Consider the following 22,638-nt stretch of genomic DNA (forward strand, 5'->3'; position numbering starts at 1 on the left):
GGTCAAAATGAACACACAAGACAAAGTTATTAACGACTTAGCAATTCAATTAGCAAATAAGACGATTGAATGTGCCAATTACAAAGCTTTATATGAAGAAGCGCTAGAAAAAATCCAACAACTACAATCAGATAAAGAAAAGGAAGAATAATATATGACATTTAAAGTTATCAACAAATATTTACAAGAAAACAACCGTACATTCGTGGCAATTCGCCAAGAAAATCCATACACAGCTTTTGACCGTGTACTAATCGGTAACCGTGTGAACGAATCAGACGAGGAATTAATTAAGGAAGTCATTGGACAAGTGACTACTGAGTTCAATCCAGCCGACGGAGTGAAGAAACTACAAGAAGACTTGCATACACAAGCACAAGAATATGAAGTAAAACTTGAGCAGAAAGATGCAAAAATCGCAGAGGTCAAAGCCGTTGCTGATTGGGCAGTATTAGCTCGTGTAACAGACACAGAGAATCTACTCAATCCTGTTTTATACAAGCGTGGTCTTGAATTGGTAGAACTCGGTCAATCTGGTAAGACTTACCAACCTCAAGAAATTTTCACACTTGAAGATGTAAATCATGTTGAAAAATATCAAGAAGGGCGCCGTGTCATGGTTCAAGTGAACGAACCATTCACATATCAAGGTGAAACACTTGAGCAACTTGAAGCACTTGAACAAAACGGTAAGTTAGGAATCTGGAAGTGGACTGAACCAAAACGAGAAAATCCATCAAGCGATTTAGACACTCAGCCAGTACAATAGACCACTGCTTTATGAAAGGGTGGTGGTTTAATATGGATTTTTAACTTTAATTGATAAACTCACGCCCGTTTTAATTGTGATAATTCCAAGTTACTTTTCTTTCAAAAGCACGAAGAACACAAAAGAAACTGAAAAACAGATAAATGTGCTTTCAGATAAAATCGGAGGGCTTGAAAAATCAGTTGGTGAAATAAACGAAATCGGGCGAGAAAATCGTGATAATCTTTCTCTAATTGGGAAAGGTTTGCAACGGTTACAGCGTTTTCGATTGCAAGAAAACTTAAAAAAAGCAATTAGGCGCGGGCGAACAAATCAACATGAAATCGAGGAACTTTCAAAGCTTTATGAAAGCTATGTTGAATTAGGCGGAAATGGCGCTATAAAAATATTGTTTGAGAAATTTCTCAAACTAAAAATTTCGGAGGAAAAATGATGAACAAAATTAACTGGAAAGTACGAATTTTAAATAAAACATTCTGGCTAACGTTAGTGCCAGCTTTAGCACTGTTGCTACAAACGTTTCTAGCTGTATTTAACGTTCGTTTAGAGTTAGGCGAAACAATCGATAAATTATTAGTTTTTATCAACGCTTTGTTTGCTGTTTTGATGATTGTTGGTATTGTCAACGACCCGACAACAGCTGGATTATCTGACAGCTCGAGAGCGCTTGATTATCACGAACCATTCGAAGATTAAAACTAAAAGAGGAGACCTTTAAGGTTTCCTCTTTATTTTGCGCGAAAGGGGGATAATCTTTGAAAAAAATTATTAAACGACAAGCAGGCGTTTGTGTCGATGTCCGAGATAAAGTTTACAAAGTAAAAGAAGAATTTTACTCGCATGATAAGAATAACGCATTCATCGAGTTGCAACTGAATGGAGTCAACGCTGAAAAAATCATAGTGTTATTCCATTTTAAAACGACAAATCGCTTCTTGGAAGTGGTCGGGAATGTGACAGGAAATGTAGCGGTAGTACCATTCGATACTAGCTTAATTACAACCGATGAAATCGTGTATGGGTTTGTTTACGCTGAGAAAATAGAACAATCAGCGGACATTTTAAAATTCTCGTTTGGCGTTCGTTTGTCAGAAATCGATAAACATAGCGAATTGCCAGTAATCGAGAAAGATACAAAACGCATCGTAGCACTGACTGAGATTGTAACCAAAACGGAATTGCAAGAAGCGATCAGAAAAATTCGTGTCGCAGGTGGACAATATGACGATTCAGAAATCTTGCGACGTTTACAAGCACTTGAAACGAAATCAGAAATTGATACAAGCGCTTTTGCTACGAAACAAGAACTAGAAAACAAAGTTGAGCGTGCTGAAATAAGCCATATTTCAACAGAAATAGAAGCCTTAAAGACAAAGACGAATAAAGATACCGTCTATGATGATAGTGGTTTAAAACAGCGTATATTAGCCTTAGAAAATAAACATAACATTGATACTAGCAATCTAGTAACAAGACAGGAACTTGAAGGCAAGGGTTATCTTACACAACATCAGAGTCTAGAGGGTTACGCTAAAAAATCAGAAATTTCTCAAGCATATAACGATACTGAAGTTAAGCAAAGACTTTCTACTATTGAACAAAAAGGGGAAAGCTACGCAACTAAAGAACAACTTGCATCTATTCCTAAAACTCCTCAAAAATTAACCTTATCAGGAAATACCTTAATTCTTTCGGACGGTGGCGGAAGTGTTAATTTACCGACAAACGCCACTCCTACACCTAGCAGAACAGGTCAATCAAACGAGTATGAAATCCACGGGACAGGAATGCCGAACGGAAAAGTCACAGCACCAGTTGGAACTACTTACATTGATACGAATGTTACGAACGGGGCTTTAAAGTGGATAAAACGCAAAGGAGATAACAATCAAGGTTGGGAGGTCATGTACGGAGACACCGGTTGGAAACGATTAAGTATATCGTCCGGATATCAACAATCCACTTTACGCGTGCGTAGAATTAATAATGTGGTAACTTATAAACTTGATGGATTGAACAAAGACTTATTTGGAATTGTTCGTCGTGGCGGTCCTGGTTATCTCTCACACGCATCGGACATCGAACGTAACGTTTACCTTTTATATAACAATAGAATACCGGTTGGATACCGTTCGGCAATGTCATTATCTGGTCAAATATTTGATGGTACGGGCAATCCGTACGGATCATGGTTTTTTGGTGGAATAAATAACGGAAATTATTTTATGTTCCATTTTACAAATCCTGTACCAACCGACAATAATATTACCGATATTGTTGTATCTAATATATCTTACATTACTGATGACCCATGGCCGACAGTGTAACAAGTGAGCTGTGGCCTGAGAGATTGCCATAAAAAAGGAGGAAATATAAATGGTTAACATTATTAATAAAACAATTTTTAATGGAATTGCGGGTGCGCGCCCAACTGAAAGACCTAAATACTATATTATGCATAACGATGCAGGAAGTATGAGTGCTGAAAGCTATGTAGACTGGCTTCAATCTCGTTACGATAACGGTCAATCTGAACTGGGATTCGCTCACTATTACATTACAAGAAATACAATTGCACGAGTAGAGGATACCTATAATGGTACGTGGTCTGCTGCTAACTATGATGCAAACATGAATTCATTAAGCTATGAAGTTTGTCAACAATTTGGAACGTCTGACAACGAGTTCATCGAAAATGAAAATATGGTCTTAATGCAAATGGCAGAGGATATGACTTATTATGGAGACACTCCGAACTATGACAATATCAAGTTCCATAACGAGTTTTCAAGCACATCATGTCCAGCACGTTCACTTGAGCTACACGGTGGAGATAACGACAGTCTAAGAGATTACGTTATTGGTAAGATTAAATACTATCAATCTCTAGGAAGTACAGTAACAGATATGTTGAACGCTGGTGCTTCAAACGTGGAAGGATGGCAGAAAAATTCGACTGGATGGTGGTATCAAAATGCAGACGGAAGCTATCCAGCTAATAAATGGCAGAAAATTGATAATGTATGGTACTACTTTGATGAACGTGGATACATGAAATCTAACACATGGTACAAGCATTCAGACGGAAACTGGTACTACTTGCTTCCGAATGGCGCTATGGCGATTGGTTGGGTAAAAGTAGGGACTGAATGGTTTTACATGAACACATCTGGAGCTATGTTGACTGGATGGGTGAAATACAATAATAAGTGGTATTATATGTCGAATGACAGAGGAAATATGGCTTCTAATGCATTCGTGAAATCAGGCGATGGATGGTACTACTTGAAATCAGACGGAACGCTTGCTGACAAACCTGAGTTCACAATCGAACCTGACGGATTGATTACAACTAAATAGAACACAAAAGCCTACCTTAATTGGTAGGCTTTATTTTTTTGCATTTTTCTCAAATTATTTTAAAAAAAGTGTTGACAATATATGCCAAATAGGGTATAATATAATTGTAAGGAGGTGAGGGAATGGAAGAAAAAATCACAACTCTAGTAGCAATCGTTGGGATTGCGGTTGCAATATCAAAAGAGGCTAGAGAGTGGTACAAAGCCACAAAAAAAGAAAAACGACAAAACCCGATACGTAAAAGAAGGAAATGACGTTTTTCAAGAGGGGAAGGATAACTTCCCTCCCCTCAATTATATATAAGTAGAAAGAGGAAATCAAGATGAAACATATTATTATTATTTTAGTAGTAGCTTTAATCGTGTGGTATGCAGGGGAAAATAAAAAGGATAGCTAAATAGATTATTATTAAATATTATAAAAATAGGAGGATAATATGTTAAGAGCGGATGAAGAAAAAATACTATGGTTATTTGAGAATTATTCAGGATATCGAATCGCTAAAGAGAGCGGGGTTGCACAATCTGTAGTTGCACGGTTAATAATCGGGGATAGAGAATTGAAAAACGTTTCTTTTGAAACAGCAAGCAAACTGACTGAATGCGCAGAGAGGGTTATAAGAGATGACTTTAAACGATAAAAGCGGGCTATCACTAGCCCGCTTTTTTGTTCCGTATTTGTTCCGTAAATTCAGAAAACGTAAGAATCAACAAGAAGCGGAAACGTTGATATTATAATAAAAGTTAACGTTATGAAACGTCATGAAACATTAATCTTAGTTTGTAGGGGGCATTTTTTATACGCAAAAAGCCTTGGTTTTCTAAGGCTTTTTGTGTAGTCTTAGCACTAAAAAATGAGAGAAAAAAGGTTTTGACAATTCGTGCCACATGAAGTTATTTAAGAATCTCCTTCTCTTTCATTGCCATTTTCTGTTATAATTAATTTTACTTCTAGAATAGAAAGGACTTAAAATGACAACTCTTATTAAACATAAACGTGTAGAATTTTCAGAACTTTTTTATGACCTAGTTTTTGTTTTTGCAATTTCAAAAGCAACTACTTTAATTGACCATCTTCATAACGGTATTTTGACTTGGAATTCTTTCCTTGATTTTTTCATAGCTGTCTTGGTTCTCACCGATTCCTGGATGATTCAAACCGTTTATACCAATCGCTATGGAAAGAACTCTTTATTTAACATGGTAATCATGTTTATCAAAATGGGACTTTTACTCTTTATAGCCGATATGATGGGACCTGCTTGGCAACAATATTTTCATTATCTCTGTTGGGCTATTGGTACATTAACCTTTACCTTATTTTTACAATATTTGGTTGAATTTTTTAGAAAATCAACCGATAATGCTAATCGGGAAAGTATCAAAGGTTTTCTATGGATAACAGGTCTAGGAAGTTTAGGAGTCTATCTAGCAGCTCTTCTTCCTATTTACGTTGGGGTCTCTATCTTATTTGCTAGTATTCTGCTAACATTTATTATGCCAATTATCTTGCTTAGTAAAGATAAGCATTACCAGGTAAATCTCCCCCATTTAATCGAGCGCATCTCCCTTCTTGTCATTATTACGTTTGGAGAGATGATTATGGGGCTAGCTAACTTCTTTACAATCGAGAATTTCTCGATTTATTCGGTTCTTTATTTCATTATTATGATTTCTCTGTTCTTGTTTTATTTTGGTCAATTCGACCATGCTATTGATGAAAAATCTAATCAAAAGGGACTATTTCTAATTTACAGTCACTATCCTATTTTCATTGGACTTATTATGATGACTGTATCGATGAGTTTTCTTCTGAATCCTGAAGTTAATCGTCTCTTTGCAACCAGCTTCTCTTATATCGGATTTGGCCTCTTTCAAGCTGCTGTCCTAGTAAATGGGCCCTATAACAAACACTATCTTCGCTATTCGAAAAGTTACTACTGTGTCCAAGCGACACTCTATCTGGCTGCCTTGATTCTCTCTTTAATCTTTGCTTCTAATCCTATAATAGTAGTGAGTATAACAACCATTTTAGCTCTAGCTATAGCCACTCATTTTATTTATTTTTATATGACACAGAATAAAAAATATTCCAAATCTAACTGGGGATTATTTTAATGAGTTTATAACATAAAAAAGCTTTGGGAACCAAGGCTTTATATGATATCAATCACCGACCACGAAAATGTTTAGCTTACAGAACTGCTAGTGAAGCTCTAGAGGATGAGTTCGAGTAAATGTTGCACTTATTCTTGCAATTTATCATTTACTTGATGCACGAACTCGATATTTTTTTCGTTAATTTGTTTTTGCCCCACTTTTGCCCCATTTTTAAATCCTGACATTGAAAATACCTAAAAGTATTTCCCTAAAATCAGCTATATTTCAACATTTTTGTTTATTTTCAATATGAAAAGTTCTTACAAATTCATGCAGGGGGCATATATTATACGCAAAAAGCCTTGGTTTTCCAAGGCTTTTTTGCTTGTCTATAACTAATTTGCCCCACAGTTTTTTATGAGCAATCTTTCCAGACATCTCTAATTTGATTAAATTCTTCAAAAATTTTCTCTTCTAAGATGTGTCCATACACTTCTACTAGTATTGAAATATCTCTATGACCTAAAATCTTTGCAATAACTCCAAGGTCAAATTCTTTGTGCCATTTGAAGCCAATAGGATGTAAAGTCTTAAAGAAATGCTGTTATCTTTAAGAAGAAGCAGAAAAAGAAGTAAGGAACTTTTCATAATAATGGCCGTAGCAAATCTTTGCATTTTTGCCTTATCTTTTTTAACATAGTACTATTAAAAAAGAAGAGGTGAAAATCATGGAAACATATACACTTGCAAATGGGGTTGCTATTCCTAAAATTGGTTTTGGAACTTGGCAAATTGCTGAAGGTGAAGAGGCCTATAACAGCGTTAGCTTCGCACTTAAGGCGGGTTACACACATATTGATACCGCACAAATTTACGGTAACGAGGTTTCTGTAGGTAAGGCGATTGCTGATAGTAATGTGGCACGTGAGGATATTTTCCTAACTACCAAACTTTGGAATGATAAACACGATTACGAGTTGGCTAAGACTTCAATCGATGAGTCTCTTGAAAGACTCGGTGTGGATTATTTGGATCTTTTGCTTATCCATTGGCCTAATCCAAAGGCGCTTCGTGAGAATGATGCTTGGAAGGCTGGCAATGCGGGTGCATGGAAGGCGATGGAAGAAGCTTACAAAGAAGGTAAGGTACGTGCTATCGGTGTGTCTAACTTTATGCAACATCACCTAGAAGCTCTTATGGAAACAGCTGAAATTGTTCCACATGTCAATCAAATCCTCTTGGCTCCAGGTTGTGACCAAGAAGACTTAGTTGCCTATTGCCAAGAGCGCGATATCCTTCTTGAAGCCTATAGTCCACTAGGTACAGGTGGCATTTTTGGAAATGAAGATGTTGCAGCAGTGGCTGAACGTAACTGTAAATCTGTGGCACAAGTTGCTCTTCGTTGGAGCCTTCAAAAAGGTTTCTTGCCACTACCTAAGTCTGTGACACCTAAAAATATAAAAGCTAACTTGGATATCTTCGACTTCGACTTATCAGAGGAAGATATGGCAGTCTTGGATAAGATTCAAGGCATCAAAACTCAGGATAATCCTGACACAGTTAATTTTTAGTAGGATTTTAAGCAACTCGTCAGGGTTGCTTTTTAGCATGTGGTTTAAAGACCATCGTAAGAATGCTTACTGGCGGGCTCATGGTCTACTTCCTCTTTGTATTTACACAAAGTTATTGACACTATCCTCTTCAAAAATATAAACATTTTATTCTATTTTGTACAGATAATAATAACAAATGACCATATTCCTTGCCTGTTAACAATCATTTTGATACTCTACAACCGGAGGTAAATATGACAAAATAATTGGAGGTGAATATTATAAAACAAAAAATTAATCGAATTGTAGGTTCCATTGGTGCCTTTATTGGAATTGTAGTATTTATTGCCTACATTCCTCAAATTATCGCCAATTTACAAGGAAATAAAGCTCAACCATTTCAACCTTTAGTAGCTGCTGTATCTTGCTTAATCTGGGTTATTTATGGATGGACAAAAGAACCTAAAAAGGATTGGGTACTAATCATTCCAAATTCAGCTGGTGTTATTTTAGGTGGAATCACTTTTTTGACTTCACTTTAACAAATCTAATAGTATGTATAAAAAGCTGAGATGAGTTTGGTACTGCACTCATAAAATGAGACACAAGAAAACACTCCTGTTGAATTCTGGTGGCTCTTTGTCAAATAGTGTTGATGAAGAATTTTAGGAAGTGATTAAGTAACTAATTGTTGCTTAATTCCTTTTTGTTTTGGGTTTAGGCGCTTTTAATATAATGGATGTTGGCCTTTTTGTATACACTAAAATAGGGTTGGTGGAAAATTTCCATCAACCCTAAAAATTATAGAACCAAATAAAGTTTATTCTCACATTTGTTTTTCTCTAATCATACCCACTCGATTTTCGTCAATATAGCAAAAATGATGCTTACGATAGAGCTTATCTGCAGGAACTTTAGCTAGTAAAGTGATAAAACTACTCTCATGTGTGTTTTCATCAAACCACTGATCAATCATTTCCATTATTTTATTTGCAATACCGCGTCTTTGGAACTTTTTATCTACCATAATATCGGATACGACAAAAGTGACACCACCATCGCCAACAATTCTTCCTAGACCAATGAGTTCATCATCTTCATAAACAGAAACTAAGAAAAGAGTTCCTTCAAGTGCCTTTTTCACTTCAGAATGAGGTTTAGTGCTATTCATTCCAGCGTTTACTCTTAATTGATTATAGGCTTCAACGCTGGGAATTTTATGAGTAAATTCCATAAAAAGATTCCTCCAATAACTTTTTATTCTTTATTTGTGCAATCACAACTCTTCATAATCGGGATGGTCTTTGATATAGATTGCTGCGTAAATGGCATCTACCAATACGGCTGGGAAAGCGAAGGCCATTAATGCGCCAGAGAAAAAGCCGAAAATTATTTGTATGTAGTCTGTAATCACGGCGATGACCAATAGAATAAAGCCCAGGACTTTAGCAATATTGAAAAGAAGTTCTTTCTTCTTACTATTCTCCTCATACGTTTCCCATCGATTGATCTTCCAAATTTTCCCTTGATTTTGAGGAAGGTAATACCATGCGTAAATGATGGTCATTACTATAAATAGAAGTACTATTGGAATGACATAAAATAGCGTCAACTTGGACTCGTAGAGCTTTAACGCGCTGAAGGGTGTTTTATCATCGGTAACCATCAGTAGGAAGATAAAGGTAAAGGTGAGTGTGACGGTCCAAACGACTAAAGCCACTAGAATATAAGTTAGAGACTTAAAGCGATTGATTAAAGGCGTAAAAAGTCCAAAGAGAAGGCTAGCGATATTAATAATTGTCGCACTTAAGAATAGGACCTTAATAATTCCTATAGGATCATCGTGCCCAGCAACAAAATATAGAAACGCAGTAAATGGAAGCATAAGCCAAGGGAAGAATTTAATGTAACCTAGGCTCACCTCATTCGTGATTAATGGACCATGGTACCGGTCGACAGCTTGATTGCTTCTTTGTTTTTTTGATTTCTTTTGTTTTCCAGAACCAGGAGCTGGCTCTGGAGATTCTTTCTTTTTCAGTAAAAACTTTAGCATTCTTTTTCCTTTCAATAGCTTGGATAAATGTATTTCTACTATACCACAAAGCGGGGGACGCGGTATCTAACAAACTCTCCTTATATAAATAATGTCATATTCAGGTCATATAAGACGCGTATACTGGAAACTACCATTTGAAAAAGGAGCAAAAAGATGAAAATTGCATGGAATGAAATTAAATACCAACCTAAAAAATTTATATTAATTGAAGTCCTGATTGTGATTATGATGTTCATGGTCATTTTCCTATCGGGCCTAACAAACGGATTAGGGCGCATTATTATGGCGCAAATTGATACGTTTGGGGACGTTCATTATATTCTTTCAAAAGATTCAGAAGGAGTGATTCCTTACTCAACCCTTACTAGTTCAGAACTAACGGAGATTGAAGACCTTCATTTAGAAAACGAAACGGGACTAGTGATTCAACGTTCTACGTTTATGAAAGAGGACGAGGAAGGTTCGCAAGATGTGACCTTCTTTGCGATGGACACGTACAAGAATTTGACGATTAAGACAGAAGATGGGTATACGGCTGCGGACTTAGCCGACAACGAAGTGATTTTAGATGAATCGTATAAGGCAAAAGGCCTTCACGTTGGCGACACGATTAAAGACAAATCTTCGGAAGTAATGCTTAAAGTAGTGGCCTTTGCCAAAGATGCAAAATACGGGCATAGCTCAGTGGCCTTCATCAGCTCGAAAACACTCGAAGAAATGCGTCAAAAGAAAAATCCAAATTACACTTGGCAACCACAAGCCATCATCACAAGCCAAGCGGTAACAGCCGACGACTTATCCGAACAGCTGATGGTCTCAAACAAACAACAAATCATTAATAAAATCCCAGGATACACTGCGACGAATATGATTTTAAAAACAATGACTTGGGTATTACTAATCGCCTCAGCCGCAATTCTAGGAGTATTCTTCTACATTTTAGCCTTGCAAAAACTAAAACAATTCGGTGTGTTAAAAGCCATCGGAATGTCTATGGGACAAATTACAAGAATCCAATTATCGCAAGTCGGAATTCTTTCCGTCATCGGGATTGGTATCGGACTAGGGCTTGCTTTAGCGTTGACGCCATTCTTACCGGTAAGCATGCCGTTTTATATGCGAGCAGAAGATAATGTCGTGATTTCTGCAAGCTTTATCGTCATCTCGATTATTTGTGGCGCGTTATCTCTATTAAAAATTAAGAAAGTGGATCCAATCGAAGTGATTGGTGGAAATGGTGAATAAGATGTCAGTGATTGAATTACAACAGATTAAAAAATCATACGCAGACGGCAATCAAATGCACGATGTGATTAAAAACTTAAGTTTAACTGTTGAACCGCAAGAATTTGTGGCTATTTTAGGGCCTTCAGGTTCAGGGAAATCAACGCTTCTTTCTATTGCAGGATTACTCTTATCGGCTGATAGTGGTGAGATTATTATCGGCGGACAAAACTTAACGAATGTAAAACAAAGTGAATGGACGAAGAAAAGATTGGAGTTGCTTGGGTTTATTTTCCAAGACCATCAATTACTTCCATATATGAAAATTGGGGACCAATTAGAAGTGGTCGCGAAACTAAAAGGGGAAAAAGACGCTGCGAAACGTAAAGCAGAAGTCAAAGGTTTATTAGCAGAACTAGGCATTGAAGACTGCTACGGGCAATACCCAAATCAAATGTCTGGTGGACAAAAACAACGTGCTGCGATTGCGCGTGCTTTTCTCGGAAACCCACAACTCATTTTAGCGGATGAGCCGACTGCCAGCTTAGACCCAGAACGTGGTCAAGAGATTGCGCAATTGATTCAACGCGAAGTGAAATCGAAACATAAGAGTGCCATTATGGTGACGCATGACCGCTCTGTCCTTGAATATGTAGACACCGTTTATGAGATGAAGAAAGGGAAGTTAGTTCGTCTGTAGGCAGTTGTGCTATAATGTTCCAGAAAGAAGGTGGAGCTATGTTTAGAATATTAGTTGCTGAAGACGATCATGCGATTCGCACCTTAATTACAACCAAGTTAAAACAAGAAAATTATACAATTTACACAGCCGAAAATGGGGAAGATGCCCTGTCTGTCATGGAGAAGCATCAGGTGGATTTATTAATATCCGACATTATGATGCCAGTGATGGACGGGTATTCCCTAGTAAAGGCGCTTCGAGAAACGAAACATACCTTGCCGATTTTAATGATTACGGCAAAGTCTCAGCTGGAGTCTTTGGAAGAGGCTTTTACACTCGGAGTCGATGATTATATGGTAAAACCTATTCGACTAGAAGAGTTGGCTTTACGTGTTCGAGCGCTGCTGAGAAGAGCGCAGTTGGAAACCGAGAAAGTCTTGCGTTTTCCACATACGAAACTCGACTACAATGCGTTAACCTTAACAGATTTAGAGACGGACACGATTTATCAAATTCCGAAAAAAGAGTTTTACGTGCTTTATAAATTGCTCAGCAATCCGGAGAAGATTTTCACGCGTCTGGACTTGCTAGATGATATTTGGGGCATGGAAGAAGACCTCGATGAGCGATTGGTGGATGCGTGCATTAAACGGGTTCGCCAAAAATTTAAAGACAATCCGGACTTTGATATTGTGACGATTAGAGGATTAGGGTATAAGGGGACGGTTAAAAATGGATAAACAAAAAGAATTACAGTTCCCGCTAAGAAACTACTTTGTATTTATGTTTTGTAGTGTGTTAGTTACTACGAGTATCATTGCCCTCATGACCATGTTCGTGTTGAAACATTGGCTTCATGTAGAAGTGAGTTTTCAATCGTGGCTACTCATTTTTAGTTTTGTCATTATCGTTGTAGGAAGCCTTGCGATGTGGTACGGTTCGGTACATTTAACACGGCCAATTTCGGAGTTAAATGAATCGGTAAAGGCGATTTCTAGAGGAGATTTTAACCGTAAGATTCCGCGTAAACCTTATCCTAACGATACTGCAAAATATCATAACGAGTTGGATCAGCTTTCTCAGCATGTGAATCAGATGGCGGAGGACTTGAAGCGGACGGATGAACACCGCTCGGCATTTATCGCCAATCTGTCGCATGAATTGAAGACGCCGATTGCTTCCCTTGTTGGGGTAAGTGATTTGTTGGCCGATGAGAAATTAGATGAAACGACTCGTAAAGAATTGACGACTATCTTGCAGTCGGAGAGTTTACGATTAAGTCGCCTGTGCGATGGGATTGTGACACTCACGAAGATGGAGCGCGATTTTGAACCAAAGAAAAAATCGGTTCATCTGGATGAACAAATTCGACATGCCGTGATTTTGATTACGGAGAAGTGGAAGCAAAAAGAGATCGACTTGACGTTTACGAGTCAGCCCGTTCATTGTGTGACGGATCCAGATCTAAGCATGCAAGTGTGGACGAATCTGCTTGATAATGCGGTGAAGTACTCTGGAGATAGCGTGCATTTGACGATTGATATTCAAGAAGTTGATGATGCGATTAGAGTCACGATTGCAGATAATGGAATCGGAATGAGCGAGGAAGACCAACGACATATTTTTGAGCAATTTTACCAAGTGGAACATTCTCATGTGCAAGAAGGAAACGGTTTAGGCCTTGCGATTGTTAAAACAATCGTAGAACGCCTTGGCGGAACCATCACAGTAGAAAGTGAACTCGAAAAAGGCAGTGTGTTCCAAGTGCTGCTACCAAAGTAAAAATGAATATAATAAATAACCACCGGCCTTAGCTGGTGGTTATTTATTTGGAAACTATTGTTATACAAAAAAAGAAGACCCATTGGATTTTCTTCGTATTGAAAGATAGTTTTATTGTTGAGAGCTGGAGAATTTACACTAGCTTTCTTAAATGATCGATGCGCTCGTGGATTGTTTCTACATTTAAATTTCCTTGTTGGTATTCGCAAAGACATCCATTTTCATAAAACATTTGGTCTGTAAGCTGTCTTTTAGGCGCGTCTGGGCATTGAATGAGAACAACGCTGAAAACACCGCCTGGTTTTGATGGATCGCTGTCTTGGCCGATAAAATGATAAGTGAAAGCATGGAATGGAGTATTCTTATATTTTCCTGAAATGACATAGGCTACTTTTCTTTCAGTTCCATGTCCAAAAGGATACTGTGTGAAATTGGCATATTTTTCTACAAACGGACTTTGAGAAAGGGTTAAAGTCTTTTCATTGCGAGTAACATTCGTAGAGTAGTCTCTATAGTTATCGTTTCCTTGTGCTTTGTCAAATTCATAGCCATGAACGGAAGCAAAGTTTTTGTACTCCGCATTATTTTTTTGCGCATGCTTAATAGCCCAGAAAACAACCCAGCCCACACCCGCAAAAATAACAATCATTAAGATAATAAATAAAGTTGCAAAATTCATAAGGAACTCCTTTGTTCATCAGTATAAAAGTACTTAGAAAATAATCTAATTTCCTCAAAATATAAATCTTTTACTAGTGCTTGTCAAGAACTCAATTTGATTACATGAGGAGGTACCTGAGATGACGAAGTTACTGAACGTCCAATGAAAAACAGAACAAGGCAACTCCCATTGAGTTGCCTTGTTCTATTTTTATTTGTTTACGATTTAACCTAAATGGAAATTTTCTCGGAATTCAGGATTGTCTTCCCATTCTTCTTTAGAAAAGTCACCGGTTAAAGTATGTTCTTCTGAAAATACGAGAACACGCTGGATAACTTCTTGGATTTGTTCGTAATGATGAGAGGAAATAATCATCGTTTTTCCTGCTGTTTTTAACTCTTGTAGTAATTCCGCGATGAGGCGTTGGTATTTCGGTGAGAGGCCGTTAAATGGCTCATCAAATAGTAAAACGCTTGGATTCATCGTGAGCACGCTGGCAATCGCCACAAGCTTCTTTTCACCTCCAGAAAGGTGATAGGGAATGCGGTCCCTTAGGTGTTCGATTTCTAAAAGCGCCAGCGTATCATTCACTCGCTGTTCGATTTCTTCTTCGGACAATCCGAGTTGACGTGGACCGAAGGCAAGCTCTTCAGCAACCGTCGTATTGAATAATTGGATATCGCTGTTTTGGAAAATCAAACCGACTTGTTGGTATAAGTGACCGGCATTACTTGGATCTTTTAAGAAGTCTGCGTCCACCGTCCAATCGTTAAATTGATATTGTCCAGAAGAGAGCGGAAGTAATCCAACCAAGATTTTAAAGAGCGTGGATTTCCCGGCTCCATTTGGTCCCATCAAGGCCACTGTTTCGCCTTTCTCGATATGAAGGTTGATGTCGTGGATTCCAATGTCTTCACTGTAGTGATAATTTCCATCGTGAATTGTAATCATAAGCGTTCCTTTCTAGCGTAGCATGGTCGTTGCGGCAACCAGCACGATTAATTCGAGTAATAATAACACGTCCTCTTTCTTCCAGCAGAAAGGGGTTTTGGTTTTTACGTCCATTCCGTAGCCTCGAAGCGTCATGGCCTCGTAGACTTCTTTTGTGTGGTTTTTCGATGATAAATACAAGAGTCCAAGAATTGAACCAAATAACCCTAGATTTACCTTTTGGCCAATGGTTCGTAGTTGAACACATTCGATTTGTTGCTGTAGGTGTTTTCCAAGGATATACGTGTATTTCATCGCGAGTTCAATCGTTTGAATCATCGTTTTTGGAAAATGCAACTGGCGAAGCGCCTCAACGAGTTGAACGCTTGTCGTTGTTGCTAAAAAGAGCGACAAGTTTAAGACCAAAATTCCTGTACGCCCGAGGAAGATGCCGCTGTTTTGGAAGCCTCTTAGAAGAATACTTGGTAAGAGGACAATCGCTGTAAAAATGAGTACTCGCGTGAGAACCTTCCACAGACGAAGGAGCGCTTCTCCTGGAAGAAAGGCGATATGGGCTAATAGGAAAATCGCCAAAATCCAAAGTTGGATAGTAGAGTGGCTGAGTGTGATCAGAATGGCTAAGCACACAAAGTAAACGAGCCGCATCCAAGACGAAGATTTCGCCTTAAATGCGGGTGTCGTTTGTTTCATTTTGCCGAGTAGACGGCGCAATGAGTTGATATTCATTTGTAAATATTGATGGCTTTTTGAAGAGGCAGCGAGTGCTTCTTCTCTTTGTAGCCAGTCAGGTAGTTTACGCATGAGATGCTTTTGCTCCATTCATTGTTCGAATCATTTTTCCTAAAATATAGAAGATTAATAGTGCAGTGATGGCTGATAAAATATAACCAACTGCGATATTTGTTCCTGGGATAGTGTAGTCACTGAAGAGTGCTTCGAATGAAAATCCATTTTCGATTCCTGCTGGAACATTGTTCATCATTTCAGCAAGTTCATCAGCTGACCATTCTCCAAAGGCTGTTCCTTCTGCTAGTAATCCTAGTGGACTTAATACGACTAAGGCGATTAAGACATAGCGGATTTTCTTCACGAAAGAAGTCGTATTCACAGAAGTTGATGTGTAGAGTTCTTGTGGTGCCACTTGTTTCACGAAACGATAAATGACATAAGTGAAGAAGACTTCAACGGCACCGGCAATCGTTAAGTGAGTCACCATCATGGCTGGAATCGTAACCGCTAATCCATAAGGGTTATAGAGAGGTTCGCCTCCTTGAGTGGCAATGATTGGTTGAATTCCAAGTTCAATGGCTGTTAAGAAAGCAGCCACATTGATCCCTACGTAAGAACCAACGAGAACTCCGGCTGTTTCGTGGTTTTGCTTACGGAAGAAATTATAAACAGCGTATCCAACAAATGGCATTGCGACTGCCATGTTGAAGATATTTGCGCCTAAAGCAAGAATTCCTCCATCTCCAAATAGAAGAGCTTGTAAGAGGAGGGCGACGGTCAGTGCCAGACTCGCGGCATATGGTCCAATTAAGATTGAAAGTAACACGCCACCGACAGCGTGAGCAGTAGTACCACCAGGGATTGGCACATTAAACATCATTAATAAGAAAGAAAGAGAAGCTGCAATCCCAAGCATCGGTGCTAATTCTTTATTTTCCTTTAATTGTGCTTTGACTTTCGTGATCGATAGCCCAACAACAGGCGCTGCCGCAACCGCTAAAACAGCACAAGATGCGGGACTTAAGTAATTATCTGGTATATGCATAGCAAATTCTCCGTTCCTATTTTTTAAGCTGTTAACAGAATATCACAATCAAAAAAATGAGGTCGTTATAAAATAAGTTTAACAAATGTTACTATTCTTTGCTAAGTCACTTTCTTAGAATTCCTATGGTGAGAGTCGTATACTATAGATAGAATTGTAAAGGAGGATTTGCAAATGGAATTTATTAAAGAAGAAAAAGCATTTAGACATTATAATGCAACTGGAGAAATGGATGCAGAAATTACGTATATCCCAAAAGGAGAAGGAGTGATTGATGCCAACCATACATTTGTGGATCCAAGCCTACGCGGACAAGGAGTTGCACGTCAATTAGTGGACAAATTAGCAGACTTTGCAAGAGATGAAAACTTAAAGATTCATGCAACATGTCCTTATATCGTTTCTTTATTCGAAAAAAGTACTGAATACGACGATGTGAAAATATAAAAAAAGTATTAATTCACACAAATATTTTTTAAAATTCACAACTTTTTCACAAATGACCAATATAATTTAACCATACCCAATAAAACACCTAAGGTTTACTTCTCCCAAGTAAAAAAATGAACTCCCAACATTTTTTTATTAGTAAACCCTCCTAACCTTTTCCCGCTGTTCCCAAACAGCGGGTTTTTTTGTTTTGGAAAAAGGGATATTTATGATAGTATGGAAAAAGACCAATAGAAAAGGAGCGCTCATGAATCAAAATCACTATTATACAAATCAACCGAATAGTAAGAGCCAAGAAAAACATTTTAGCTATGTTTTAAAGGGATTCACATTCCAGTTTGCTAGTGATAATGGAGTGTTTTCGAAAAACACAATTGACTTTGGAAGCCAATTGCTGATTGAATCTTATGAGGTTCCAACCCATCTTGCACAAGGAAAACTTCTAGATGTCGGGTGCGGTTATGGTCCAATGGGATTGTCATTTGCCAAAGCTTATCCTGAGATGTCTGTGGAAATGGTCGATGTGAATGAACGTGCGATGGATTTAGCGAAGCGTAATGCTGAGGTCAATGGAATTCAGAACGTGACGATTCATGAAAGCAATACGTATGACAATGTCCACGCGAAGGATTATTCAGTGATTATTAGTAATCCACCGATTCGTGCCGGAAAAGAAGTCGTGCATCGCATTTTAGCAGAGGCTTACGACCACTTAGTAGAAGGCGGGCAACTCGTCATAGTGATTCAGAAAAAACAAGGAGCTCCGAGTGCGCAAAAGAAAATGCAGGAAGTTTTTGGGAATGTCGAACGCATTGCACTCGATAAAGGGTATTGGATTCTTGTGAGCACAAAGGAAAAAGGGGAATAGAAAATGGAAAAGATTGAAGAAAGAACAAATCAAAAAAAACCGAAGAAGCCGAAGAAAAAATTTAACTGGCGCATCTTCCTAGCAACGATTTTATTTATTATTGCAGGGGTATTATTTGCGGCTGGTCCGATTCGTACTTATATGTTATCACGTCTGCAAAACGAACAAATTCAAGCAGCTTCAAAAATTACTATAGCTGAAGTAAAAGCCAATGAAGTACAGGATGCTGAATTTGACTTCTCGAAAGTAGAAGCTATTGATTTAAATCAAGTTTTAAAGGCAAATTTTGATAAAGGCAAATTTTTAACACTGGGACAAATTGCCGTACCAAGCGTAAATTTGAATTTACCAATTTATAAAGGTTTAGCAAATGAAGTACTGCTTTCTGGGGCAGGAACAATGAAACCAGACCAGAAGATGGGAAAAGGGAATTATGCTTTAGCGAGCCATAACTATTTTGGTGACATGACAATGTTATTCTCTCCATTAGTAAATCTACAAATTGGTGATAAAATTTATATTACTGATTTAGAGTATGTATATGAATATGAAACGACGTCTATTGATATTGTTCAACCTACTCAAGTCGAAGTGATTAATGATGTTCCTGGAAAGACAGAAATTACATTAATTACATGTGACGATATTTATTCTTCACACCGCTATTCATTTAAAGGGAAATTTGTTTCCAAAACAAAAGTCAATGATGTGAAAGAAGACGTAAAAAAGGCATTCCAACTTGATTTTAATACGATTAAATGACAGAAAATCCCAATCACTAAAAACAGTGATTGGGATTTTTAGTTAGAATTGATAAGGTTCTACGTGGATATCGATAAAGGAAATAGCAAACTCATCATAGAGTTCTATTTCTATAAATTCAGTAATTTGGTGACTCTTATACACTGATAGGTCTTTATCCATACAAACGGTTAAGTCGATATAGACATTTGATCCGTATCGACGCGCTTTTATTTCACAAATATCTTTCACTTCAGGATGTCGCAAGATAACAGGAATGTATTTATCCAATTCCGTTTGGTCGAAACCATCTGTCAGTTGAAACGCACTTTCGTTAAATACTTCGACTGCTGTACGAACGATTAGGAGGCCGACCACGAAGGCCATGATATTATCGAGCCAGTGTAGCCCGAGGGATGCGAATAATACCGCTAAAGCCGTCAAGAAACTGGTCATCGCATCGCTTAAGTTATCTTTGGCCGTTGCCTTAAGCCCCAGTGATTGAATGCGTGCGGCTAAGTTCTTATTGTAGAAATAGACGCCAATCATAATCACCCCTGAGAAGAATCCAACGATGGAAGAAATAAGAGATGGAGCTTCCGTTACGGGATTAAGAAATGCTTGGAAGGCATTCCTGATGACTTCAATCCCGATAAAAAACATGATAAATGAAGTCGCAAGGCTGGCGATGGTTTCAAATTTCCAGTGACCGTAGGGGTGGTTTTCATCACTTGGCTTTTGCGATATGCGTAATCCTACAAGTACAAGAACCGATGAAATCACGTCTGTGAAGTTATTCCAACCATCGGCGAAGAGTGCTTCTGAGTTGAAGAGTTTTCCGACAATCAGTTTTATTGCAGATAAAAAGATATAGGTGCCGATACTTAAGATAGCGCCACGTTCGGCTTGTTTAAGGCGCTCCGTTGCAGATAATGGCAAAGGTGTCATCTCCTAAAAATAAATTCGTTTATTATAGTAATGCTTTTGAAAAGGGGGTGCAATAGATAAAGTATACCTAAAAAACTCGGTGGATATGGTGGCTAATTCAATTCTTGGGAATCCTTACGGATTATTTTTATCATTACCATAATAGGATACCGATTCGAGCCTTCGTGAAATGGAGAGGTGCAGAGAGTTCATGTGTGCTCCTCACCTTTTATATAGGTTATATCTTTGAGAGAAAAGGGTGCAGGGAGGAAGGGAAGTTTGGTGTAGACTCTCCTATATTTTTTGTCAGAAACAATAGACGGCGTTTGGTGGATTTGTTATAATCTTCTTATTGAATGAGAAAGAGAGTGGTATTATGGCAACAGCATTGATCGTATATGCTAGTTTAACAGGAAATACAGAAGAGATTGCAGATATTTTAGCAGAAGCATTAGAAGAGCGTGGCGTGGAAGTGGACATGAAAGAATGTACTTCAGCGCAAGCAAGCGAATTCCATAATTATGATATTAATGTTGTCGCAACTTATACTTACGGAACAGATGGCGACTTACCTGATGAAATCGTCGACTTCTATGAAGAATTAGAGGAAGAGGATTTAACAGGAAAAGTATACGGAGCGCTTGGTTCAGGAGATACTTTCTATGATAAGTTCTGCCAATCAGTATTAGATTTTGATGCGCAATTTGCAAAAACAGGTGCCAAAAAAGGTGCTGAAAATGTCTTAGTAGACTTAAACGCTGAAGCAGAAGATATCGAACATATTCAAGCTTTCGCGCAAAGTCTTGTTGACGCTTTAGCATAATGATAAATGTTAGCTACCTTAGACAATTCGTTTAGGGTAGCTTTTTTATTGGAGGAAAAGAATGTATTATACCGTACAACAAACTGCAGAGAATCTGGAAATCGACTTAGGATATCTCATGCATTTAATCCAAACAAAACAAGTGAAGACGGTGGAAGTGGATGGCGAGTTATTGTTAAACAGTGCGCAGTTCGACTTCTTCTTAAAACAACGCGAACGTCTTTTGGAAGAATATCAAAAGTACTTGGATGAACCAATCCCTGAAGATATCGATATTAAGGATGAGGACTAGGGTGCATAGCGAGAGCTCAAAGGACATCAAAACTAAAAAATACTGCTTACGATTTCTCAGTTTTGTGGAGATTATGATATTCACTTAGTGATAATGAAGCGAATTCCCTTCCGCTCACGAAAAGAGTAGGGACAAAAGAAATTGTAAATTTAAGTATTCTATGAAAATGAAAATACACACTGAAAAAACAATTTTTTTTGAAAAAAAGTAGTTGACAATGAAGACAAATGAGTTCATAATGAACACATCACTAGAAAAGGAGTTAAGAACATGGCACACTTAAGTATCGTATTAGAATTAAATACGCGTTGGCAAAGCCACTAGATACAGGTTGTTCTTAACGTACTTTTGTACATATAGATACAACCTTCATTGACGTGAACTTGTATCTATGTGGATTTCAATTATAAAGCAAACTCGACCACGTAGATCTATAGACTAGAGCTGACGTGGTCTTTCTATTTGTATGAGAGACTCGTAGTAACATACGTAGTCTCTTTTTTAATTGAGTTTGCGACAACTTATTTAATTTTTGGAGGAATTTATCATGAAAAAGAACAAAAGCATTTATTTATTCGGAGCATTATTAGTATTAGTAGTCATTGGAGCATTATTCTTCAATCAATCAGGAGATAAAAATAAAGAAACAAACGCAAATAACACAGCATCAACGCAAACAGGAACTGTTAAAATTGGGGTATTACAATTACTTAGCCACCCAGCTTTAGATGCCATTTATAAAGGATTACAAGACGAATTGAAAAACGAAGGATATGAAGTTGGTAAAAACTTAGAAATCGACCTTCAAAACGCGCAAGGCGACCAAAGTAACTTAGCAAGCATGTCTGAAAAATTAGTTTCAGGTGGAAACAACATTTTAGTAGGGATTACAACTCCTGCAACATTAGCGTTAGCGAACAATACAAAAGAAACACCAATTATCATGGGTGGGATTACTTATCCCGTTGAAGCTGGTTTAATCGCAAGTGAATCAAAACCAGGAAACAACATCACAGGTGTTAGTGACCGTACACCAATCAAACAACAATTAGAAATCATGAAACAAGTTCTTCCTAACATGAAGAAAGTCGGTATTCTTTACACTTCAAGCGAAGACAACTCAGTAAAACAAGCCGAAGAAGCTGAAAAATATGCGAAAGAATTAGGTTTAGAAGTTAAAGTTTCTACAATTGCAAACACAAACGACATTCAACAAGTAACTGAAAGCTTAGCAAGCCAAGTAGATGCCATCTTCGTTCCAATCGATAACACAATTGCAAGTGCAATGGCAACAGTGGTTCAAGTAACAGATGCAGTTAAAGTGCCAGTATTCCCTTCAGCTGATACAATGGTTGCTGACGGTGGAGTGTTAGGTGTAGGTGTTGACCAATACCAAATCGGTGTAGAAACAGCTAAAGTAGTTGTAAAAGTTCTAAAAGGTGCAAACCCAGCCGATACACCAATCACATTAGCAAACAAAGGTGTTGTTTATGTCAATGAAGAAAAAGCGAAAAAATTAGGCATTACAATTCCAGAAAGTATCTTAAAAGATGCACAAAAAGTAACACCAACAAATAAATAAGATAGTTTAGAAACGTTGATATGATAACAACTCTAAGAGGGGAT

28 protein-coding genes and 1 pseudogene are annotated in these 22,638 nt (G+C 37.8%); 21 read left to right on the forward strand and 8 right to left on the reverse strand.

The window, feature by feature from the left end:
• The first annotated feature begins 7 nt into the window (after positions 1–7).
• The 9 genes from ADH02_RS09520 (at position 8) to ADH02_RS04735 (ending at position 6,246) form a co-directional block, all read left to right on the forward strand.
• On the forward strand, positions 8–151 hold the full coding sequence (locus ADH02_RS09520) for a hypothetical protein (RefSeq protein WP_160312862.1): 144 nt from the start codon (positions 8–10) through the stop codon (positions 149–151).
• A gap of 3 nt (positions 152–154) precedes the next feature.
• The gene (locus ADH02_RS04705) at positions 155–769 is read left to right on the forward strand and encodes a hypothetical protein (RefSeq protein WP_048782960.1); all 615 of its coding nucleotides are present in this window, start codon (positions 155–157) and stop codon (positions 767–769) included.
• A gap of 145 nt (positions 770–914) precedes the next feature.
• Positions 915–1,202 (forward strand): hypothetical protein, encoded by a 288-nt coding sequence (locus tag ADH02_RS04710; RefSeq protein ID WP_239681740.1) that lies wholly within the window; start codon positions 915–917, stop codon positions 1,200–1,202.
• Complete coding sequence (locus tag ADH02_RS04715; RefSeq protein WP_048782963.1) at positions 1,202–1,465, forward strand: phage holin; 264 nt, start codon at positions 1,202–1,204, stop codon at positions 1,463–1,465. Before ADH02_RS04710 ends, ADH02_RS04715 begins: the two co-directional genes overlap by 1 nt.
• A 59-nt stretch (positions 1,466–1,524) precedes the next feature.
• The gene (locus tag ADH02_RS09360) at positions 1,525–3,096 is read left to right on the forward strand and encodes a hypothetical protein (protein WP_048782965.1); all 1,572 of its coding nucleotides are present in this window, start codon (positions 1,525–1,527) and stop codon (positions 3,094–3,096) included.
• A 49-nt stretch (positions 3,097–3,145) separates the two neighbouring features.
• Positions 3,146–4,129 (forward strand): N-acetylmuramoyl-L-alanine amidase, encoded by a 984-nt coding sequence (locus tag ADH02_RS09725; protein ID WP_048782966.1) that lies wholly within the window; start codon positions 3,146–3,148, stop codon positions 4,127–4,129.
• Between the two features lie 122 nt (positions 4,130–4,251).
• A complete protein-coding gene (locus ADH02_RS09710; protein WP_275043193.1) occupies positions 4,252–4,383 on the forward strand; it encodes a hypothetical protein in 132 nt (43 codons plus the stop codon).
• A gap of 182 nt (positions 4,384–4,565) precedes the next feature.
• The gene (locus tag ADH02_RS04730; RefSeq protein WP_048782968.1) at positions 4,566–4,769 is read left to right on the forward strand and encodes a hypothetical protein; all 204 of its coding nucleotides are present in this window, start codon (positions 4,566–4,568) and stop codon (positions 4,767–4,769) included.
• Positions 4,770–5,100: 331 nt separating this feature from the next.
• On the forward strand, positions 5,101–6,246 hold the full coding sequence (locus ADH02_RS04735; RefSeq protein WP_048782970.1) for a low temperature requirement protein A: 1,146 nt from the start codon (positions 5,101–5,103) through the stop codon (positions 6,244–6,246).
• 397 nt (positions 6,247–6,643) lie between these two features.
• On the opposite strand, the pseudogene ADH02_RS09620 reads toward ADH02_RS04735, so the two are convergent.
• Positions 6,644–6,799 (reverse strand): annotated as a pseudogene (locus ADH02_RS09620) (site-specific integrase); the annotation flags it as partial.
• Between the two features lie 157 nt (positions 6,800–6,956).
• Between ADH02_RS09620 and ADH02_RS04740 the strand changes: the two are divergent.
• Positions 6,957–7,799, forward strand: coding sequence for an aldo/keto reductase (locus ADH02_RS04740; protein ID WP_048714076.1), 843 nt, complete (start codon positions 6,957–6,959; stop codon positions 7,797–7,799).
• Between the two features lie 260 nt (positions 7,800–8,059).
• A complete protein-coding gene (locus tag ADH02_RS04745) occupies positions 8,060–8,323 on the forward strand; it encodes a SemiSWEET family transporter (protein ID WP_048714079.1) in 264 nt (87 codons plus the stop codon).
• 284 nt (positions 8,324–8,607) lie between these two features.
• On the opposite strand, the gene ADH02_RS04750 is transcribed toward ADH02_RS04745, so the two are convergent.
• Positions 8,608–9,015, reverse strand: a complete 408-nt coding sequence (locus ADH02_RS04750) for a GNAT family N-acetyltransferase (protein WP_048712804.1) — start codon at positions 9,013–9,015, stop codon at positions 8,608–8,610.
• A 42-nt stretch (positions 9,016–9,057) separates the two neighbouring features.
• Positions 9,058–9,834 carry a hypothetical protein gene (locus ADH02_RS04755; protein ID WP_239681741.1) on the reverse strand — a complete coding sequence of 259 codons (777 nt, stop codon included), beginning with the start codon at positions 9,832–9,834 and terminating at the stop codon, positions 9,058–9,060.
• Positions 9,835–9,990: 156 nt separating this feature from the next.
• Here ADH02_RS04755 and ADH02_RS04760 point away from each other — a divergent pair, with 156 nt between their 5' ends.
• From ADH02_RS04760 to ADH02_RS04775, 4 genes are read left to right on the forward strand one after another with little or no spacing between them, the layout of a single operon-like run.
• Positions 9,991–11,082 carry an ABC transporter permease gene (locus tag ADH02_RS04760; RefSeq protein WP_048782972.1) on the forward strand — a complete coding sequence of 364 codons (1,092 nt, stop codon included), beginning with the start codon at positions 9,991–9,993 and terminating at the stop codon, positions 11,080–11,082.
• Positions 11,072–11,761, forward strand: a complete 690-nt coding sequence (locus ADH02_RS04765; protein ID WP_414717659.1) for an ABC transporter ATP-binding protein — start codon at positions 11,072–11,074, stop codon at positions 11,759–11,761. The genes ADH02_RS04760 and ADH02_RS04765 overlap by 11 nt, the downstream gene beginning before the upstream one ends.
• 38 nt (positions 11,762–11,799) lie before the next feature.
• A complete protein-coding gene (locus ADH02_RS04770; protein ID WP_048782974.1) occupies positions 11,800–12,483 on the forward strand; it encodes a response regulator transcription factor in 684 nt (227 codons plus the stop codon).
• Positions 12,476–13,525: a HAMP domain-containing sensor histidine kinase gene (locus ADH02_RS04775; RefSeq protein WP_048782976.1), complete on the forward strand. Its 1,050-nt coding sequence runs from the start codon at positions 12,476–12,478 to the stop codon at positions 13,523–13,525. The genes ADH02_RS04770 and ADH02_RS04775 overlap by 8 nt, the downstream gene beginning before the upstream one ends.
• Positions 13,526–13,658: 133 nt before the next feature.
• Here ADH02_RS04775 and ADH02_RS04780 read toward each other — a convergent pair whose 3' ends face one another.
• The 4 genes from ADH02_RS04780 to cbiM form a co-directional block, all read right to left on the reverse strand.
• Positions 13,659–14,204: a hypothetical protein gene (locus ADH02_RS04780; RefSeq protein ID WP_048782977.1), complete on the reverse strand. Its 546-nt coding sequence runs from the start codon at positions 14,202–14,204 to the stop codon at positions 13,659–13,661.
• Between the two features lie 207 nt (positions 14,205–14,411).
• The gene (locus ADH02_RS04785) at positions 14,412–15,137 is read right to left on the reverse strand and encodes an energy-coupling factor ABC transporter ATP-binding protein (protein WP_048782978.1); all 726 of its coding nucleotides are present in this window, start codon (positions 15,135–15,137) and stop codon (positions 14,412–14,414) included.
• A gap of 12 nt (positions 15,138–15,149) precedes the next feature.
• Complete coding sequence (locus tag ADH02_RS04790; protein ID WP_048782980.1) at positions 15,150–15,938, reverse strand: energy-coupling factor transporter transmembrane component T; 789 nt, start codon at positions 15,936–15,938, stop codon at positions 15,150–15,152.
• Positions 15,931–16,911: a cobalt transporter CbiM gene (gene cbiM, locus ADH02_RS04795; RefSeq protein ID WP_048782982.1), complete on the reverse strand. Its 981-nt coding sequence runs from the start codon at positions 16,909–16,911 to the stop codon at positions 15,931–15,933. Before cbiM ends, ADH02_RS04790 begins: the two co-directional genes overlap by 8 nt.
• Positions 16,912–17,079: 168 nt before the next feature.
• Here cbiM and ADH02_RS04800 point away from each other — a divergent pair, with 168 nt between their 5' ends.
• The 3 genes from ADH02_RS04800 (at position 17,080) to ADH02_RS04810 (ending at position 18,991) form a co-directional block, all read left to right on the forward strand.
• Positions 17,080–17,358: a GNAT family N-acetyltransferase gene (locus tag ADH02_RS04800; RefSeq protein ID WP_082161707.1), complete on the forward strand. Its 279-nt coding sequence runs from the start codon at positions 17,080–17,082 to the stop codon at positions 17,356–17,358.
• 250 nt (positions 17,359–17,608) lie between these two features.
• Complete coding sequence (locus ADH02_RS04805; protein WP_048782985.1) at positions 17,609–18,229, forward strand: class I SAM-dependent methyltransferase; 621 nt, start codon at positions 17,609–17,611, stop codon at positions 18,227–18,229.
• 3 nt (positions 18,230–18,232) lie between these two features.
• Complete coding sequence (locus tag ADH02_RS04810; protein ID WP_048782987.1) at positions 18,233–18,991, forward strand: class A sortase; 759 nt, start codon at positions 18,233–18,235, stop codon at positions 18,989–18,991.
• A 42-nt stretch (positions 18,992–19,033) separates the two neighbouring features.
• On the opposite strand, the gene ADH02_RS04815 is transcribed toward ADH02_RS04810, so the two are convergent.
• Entirely contained in the window at positions 19,034–19,918 is an 885-nt protein-coding gene (locus ADH02_RS04815) for a cation diffusion facilitator family transporter (RefSeq protein WP_048782989.1), read from the reverse strand.
• Between the two features lie 355 nt (positions 19,919–20,273).
• On the opposite strand from ADH02_RS04815, the gene ADH02_RS04820 reads away from it, so the two are divergent.
• The 3 genes from ADH02_RS04820 to trpX all read left to right on the forward strand — a co-directional run bounded on the left by ADH02_RS04820 (position 20,274) and on the right by trpX (position 22,594).
• Entirely contained in the window at positions 20,274–20,720 is a 447-nt protein-coding gene (locus ADH02_RS04820; RefSeq protein ID WP_048712835.1) for a flavodoxin, read from the forward strand.
• A gap of 61 nt (positions 20,721–20,781) precedes the next feature.
• Entirely contained in the window at positions 20,782–21,012 is a 231-nt protein-coding gene (locus ADH02_RS04825; RefSeq protein WP_048712831.1) for a hypothetical protein, read from the forward strand.
• Between the two features lie 547 nt (positions 21,013–21,559).
• Positions 21,560–22,594 (forward strand): tryptophan ABC transporter substrate-binding protein, encoded by a 1,035-nt coding sequence (trpX, locus tag ADH02_RS04830; RefSeq protein ID WP_048782991.1) that lies wholly within the window; start codon positions 21,560–21,562, stop codon positions 22,592–22,594.
• The last annotated feature ends 44 nt before the right edge of the window (positions 22,595–22,638 follow it).

Origin of the sequence: Streptococcus sp. 263_SSPC (genome assembly GCF_001071995.1) — a bacterium.
Lineage (GTDB): Bacteria > Bacillota > Bacilli > Lactobacillales > Aerococcaceae > Granulicatella.

Excerpts from the sequence above, each read along its gene's own strand:
- cbiM (WP_048782982.1), bottom strand. The coding sequence starts at position 16,911 with ATGCATATACCAGATAATTACTTAAGTCCCGCATCTTGTGCTGTTTTA.
- ADH02_RS04740 (WP_048714076.1), top strand. The coding sequence starts at position 6,957 with ATGGAAACATATACACTTGCAAATGGGGTTGCTATTCCTAAAATTGGT.
- ADH02_RS04775 (WP_048782976.1), top strand. The coding sequence starts at position 12,476 with ATGGATAAACAAAAAGAATTACAGTTCCCGCTAAGAAACTACTTTGTA.
- ADH02_RS04730 (WP_048782968.1), top strand. The coding sequence starts at position 4,566 with ATGTTAAGAGCGGATGAAGAAAAAATACTATGGTTATTTGAGAATTAT.
- ADH02_RS09710 (WP_275043193.1), top strand. The coding sequence starts at position 4,252 with ATGGAAGAAAAAATCACAACTCTAGTAGCAATCGTTGGGATTGCGGTT.
- ADH02_RS04735 (WP_048782970.1), top strand. The coding sequence starts at position 5,101 with ATGACAACTCTTATTAAACATAAACGTGTAGAATTTTCAGAACTTTTT.
- ADH02_RS04755 (WP_239681741.1), bottom strand. The coding sequence starts at position 9,834 with ATGCTAAAGTTTTTACTGAAAAAGAAAGAATCTCCAGAGCCAGCTCCT.
- ADH02_RS04770 (WP_048782974.1), top strand. The coding sequence starts at position 11,800 with ATGTTTAGAATATTAGTTGCTGAAGACGATCATGCGATTCGCACCTTA.
- ADH02_RS09725 (WP_048782966.1), top strand. The coding sequence starts at position 3,146 with ATGGTTAACATTATTAATAAAACAATTTTTAATGGAATTGCGGGTGCG.
- ADH02_RS04715 (WP_048782963.1), top strand. The coding sequence starts at position 1,202 with ATGAACAAAATTAACTGGAAAGTACGAATTTTAAATAAAACATTCTGG.
- ADH02_RS04765 (WP_414717659.1), top strand. The coding sequence starts at position 11,072 with ATGGTGAATAAGATGTCAGTGATTGAATTACAACAGATTAAAAAATCA.
- ADH02_RS04785 (WP_048782978.1), bottom strand. The coding sequence starts at position 15,137 with ATGATTACAATTCACGATGGAAATTATCACTACAGTGAAGACATTGGA.
- ADH02_RS04810 (WP_048782987.1), top strand. The coding sequence starts at position 18,233 with ATGGAAAAGATTGAAGAAAGAACAAATCAAAAAAAACCGAAGAAGCCG.
- trpX (WP_048782991.1), top strand. The coding sequence starts at position 21,560 with ATGAAAAAGAACAAAAGCATTTATTTATTCGGAGCATTATTAGTATTA.
- ADH02_RS04790 (WP_048782980.1), bottom strand. The coding sequence starts at position 15,938 with ATGCGTAAACTACCTGACTGGCTACAAAGAGAAGAAGCACTCGCTGCC.
- ADH02_RS04780 (WP_048782977.1), bottom strand. The coding sequence starts at position 14,204 with ATGAATTTTGCAACTTTATTTATTATCTTAATGATTGTTATTTTTGCG.
- ADH02_RS04750 (WP_048712804.1), bottom strand. The coding sequence starts at position 9,015 with ATGGAATTTACTCATAAAATTCCCAGCGTTGAAGCCTATAATCAATTA.
- ADH02_RS04815 (WP_048782989.1), bottom strand. The coding sequence starts at position 19,918 with ATGACACCTTTGCCATTATCTGCAACGGAGCGCCTTAAACAAGCCGAA.
- ADH02_RS04820 (WP_048712835.1), top strand. The coding sequence starts at position 20,274 with ATGGCAACAGCATTGATCGTATATGCTAGTTTAACAGGAAATACAGAA.
- ADH02_RS04825 (WP_048712831.1), top strand. The coding sequence starts at position 20,782 with ATGTATTATACCGTACAACAAACTGCAGAGAATCTGGAAATCGACTTA.
- ADH02_RS04805 (WP_048782985.1), top strand. The coding sequence starts at position 17,609 with ATGAATCAAAATCACTATTATACAAATCAACCGAATAGTAAGAGCCAA.
- ADH02_RS04705 (WP_048782960.1), top strand. The coding sequence starts at position 155 with ATGACATTTAAAGTTATCAACAAATATTTACAAGAAAACAACCGTACA.
- ADH02_RS04760 (WP_048782972.1), top strand. The coding sequence starts at position 9,991 with ATGAAAATTGCATGGAATGAAATTAAATACCAACCTAAAAAATTTATA.
- ADH02_RS09520 (WP_160312862.1), top strand. The coding sequence starts at position 8 with ATGAACACACAAGACAAAGTTATTAACGACTTAGCAATTCAATTAGCA.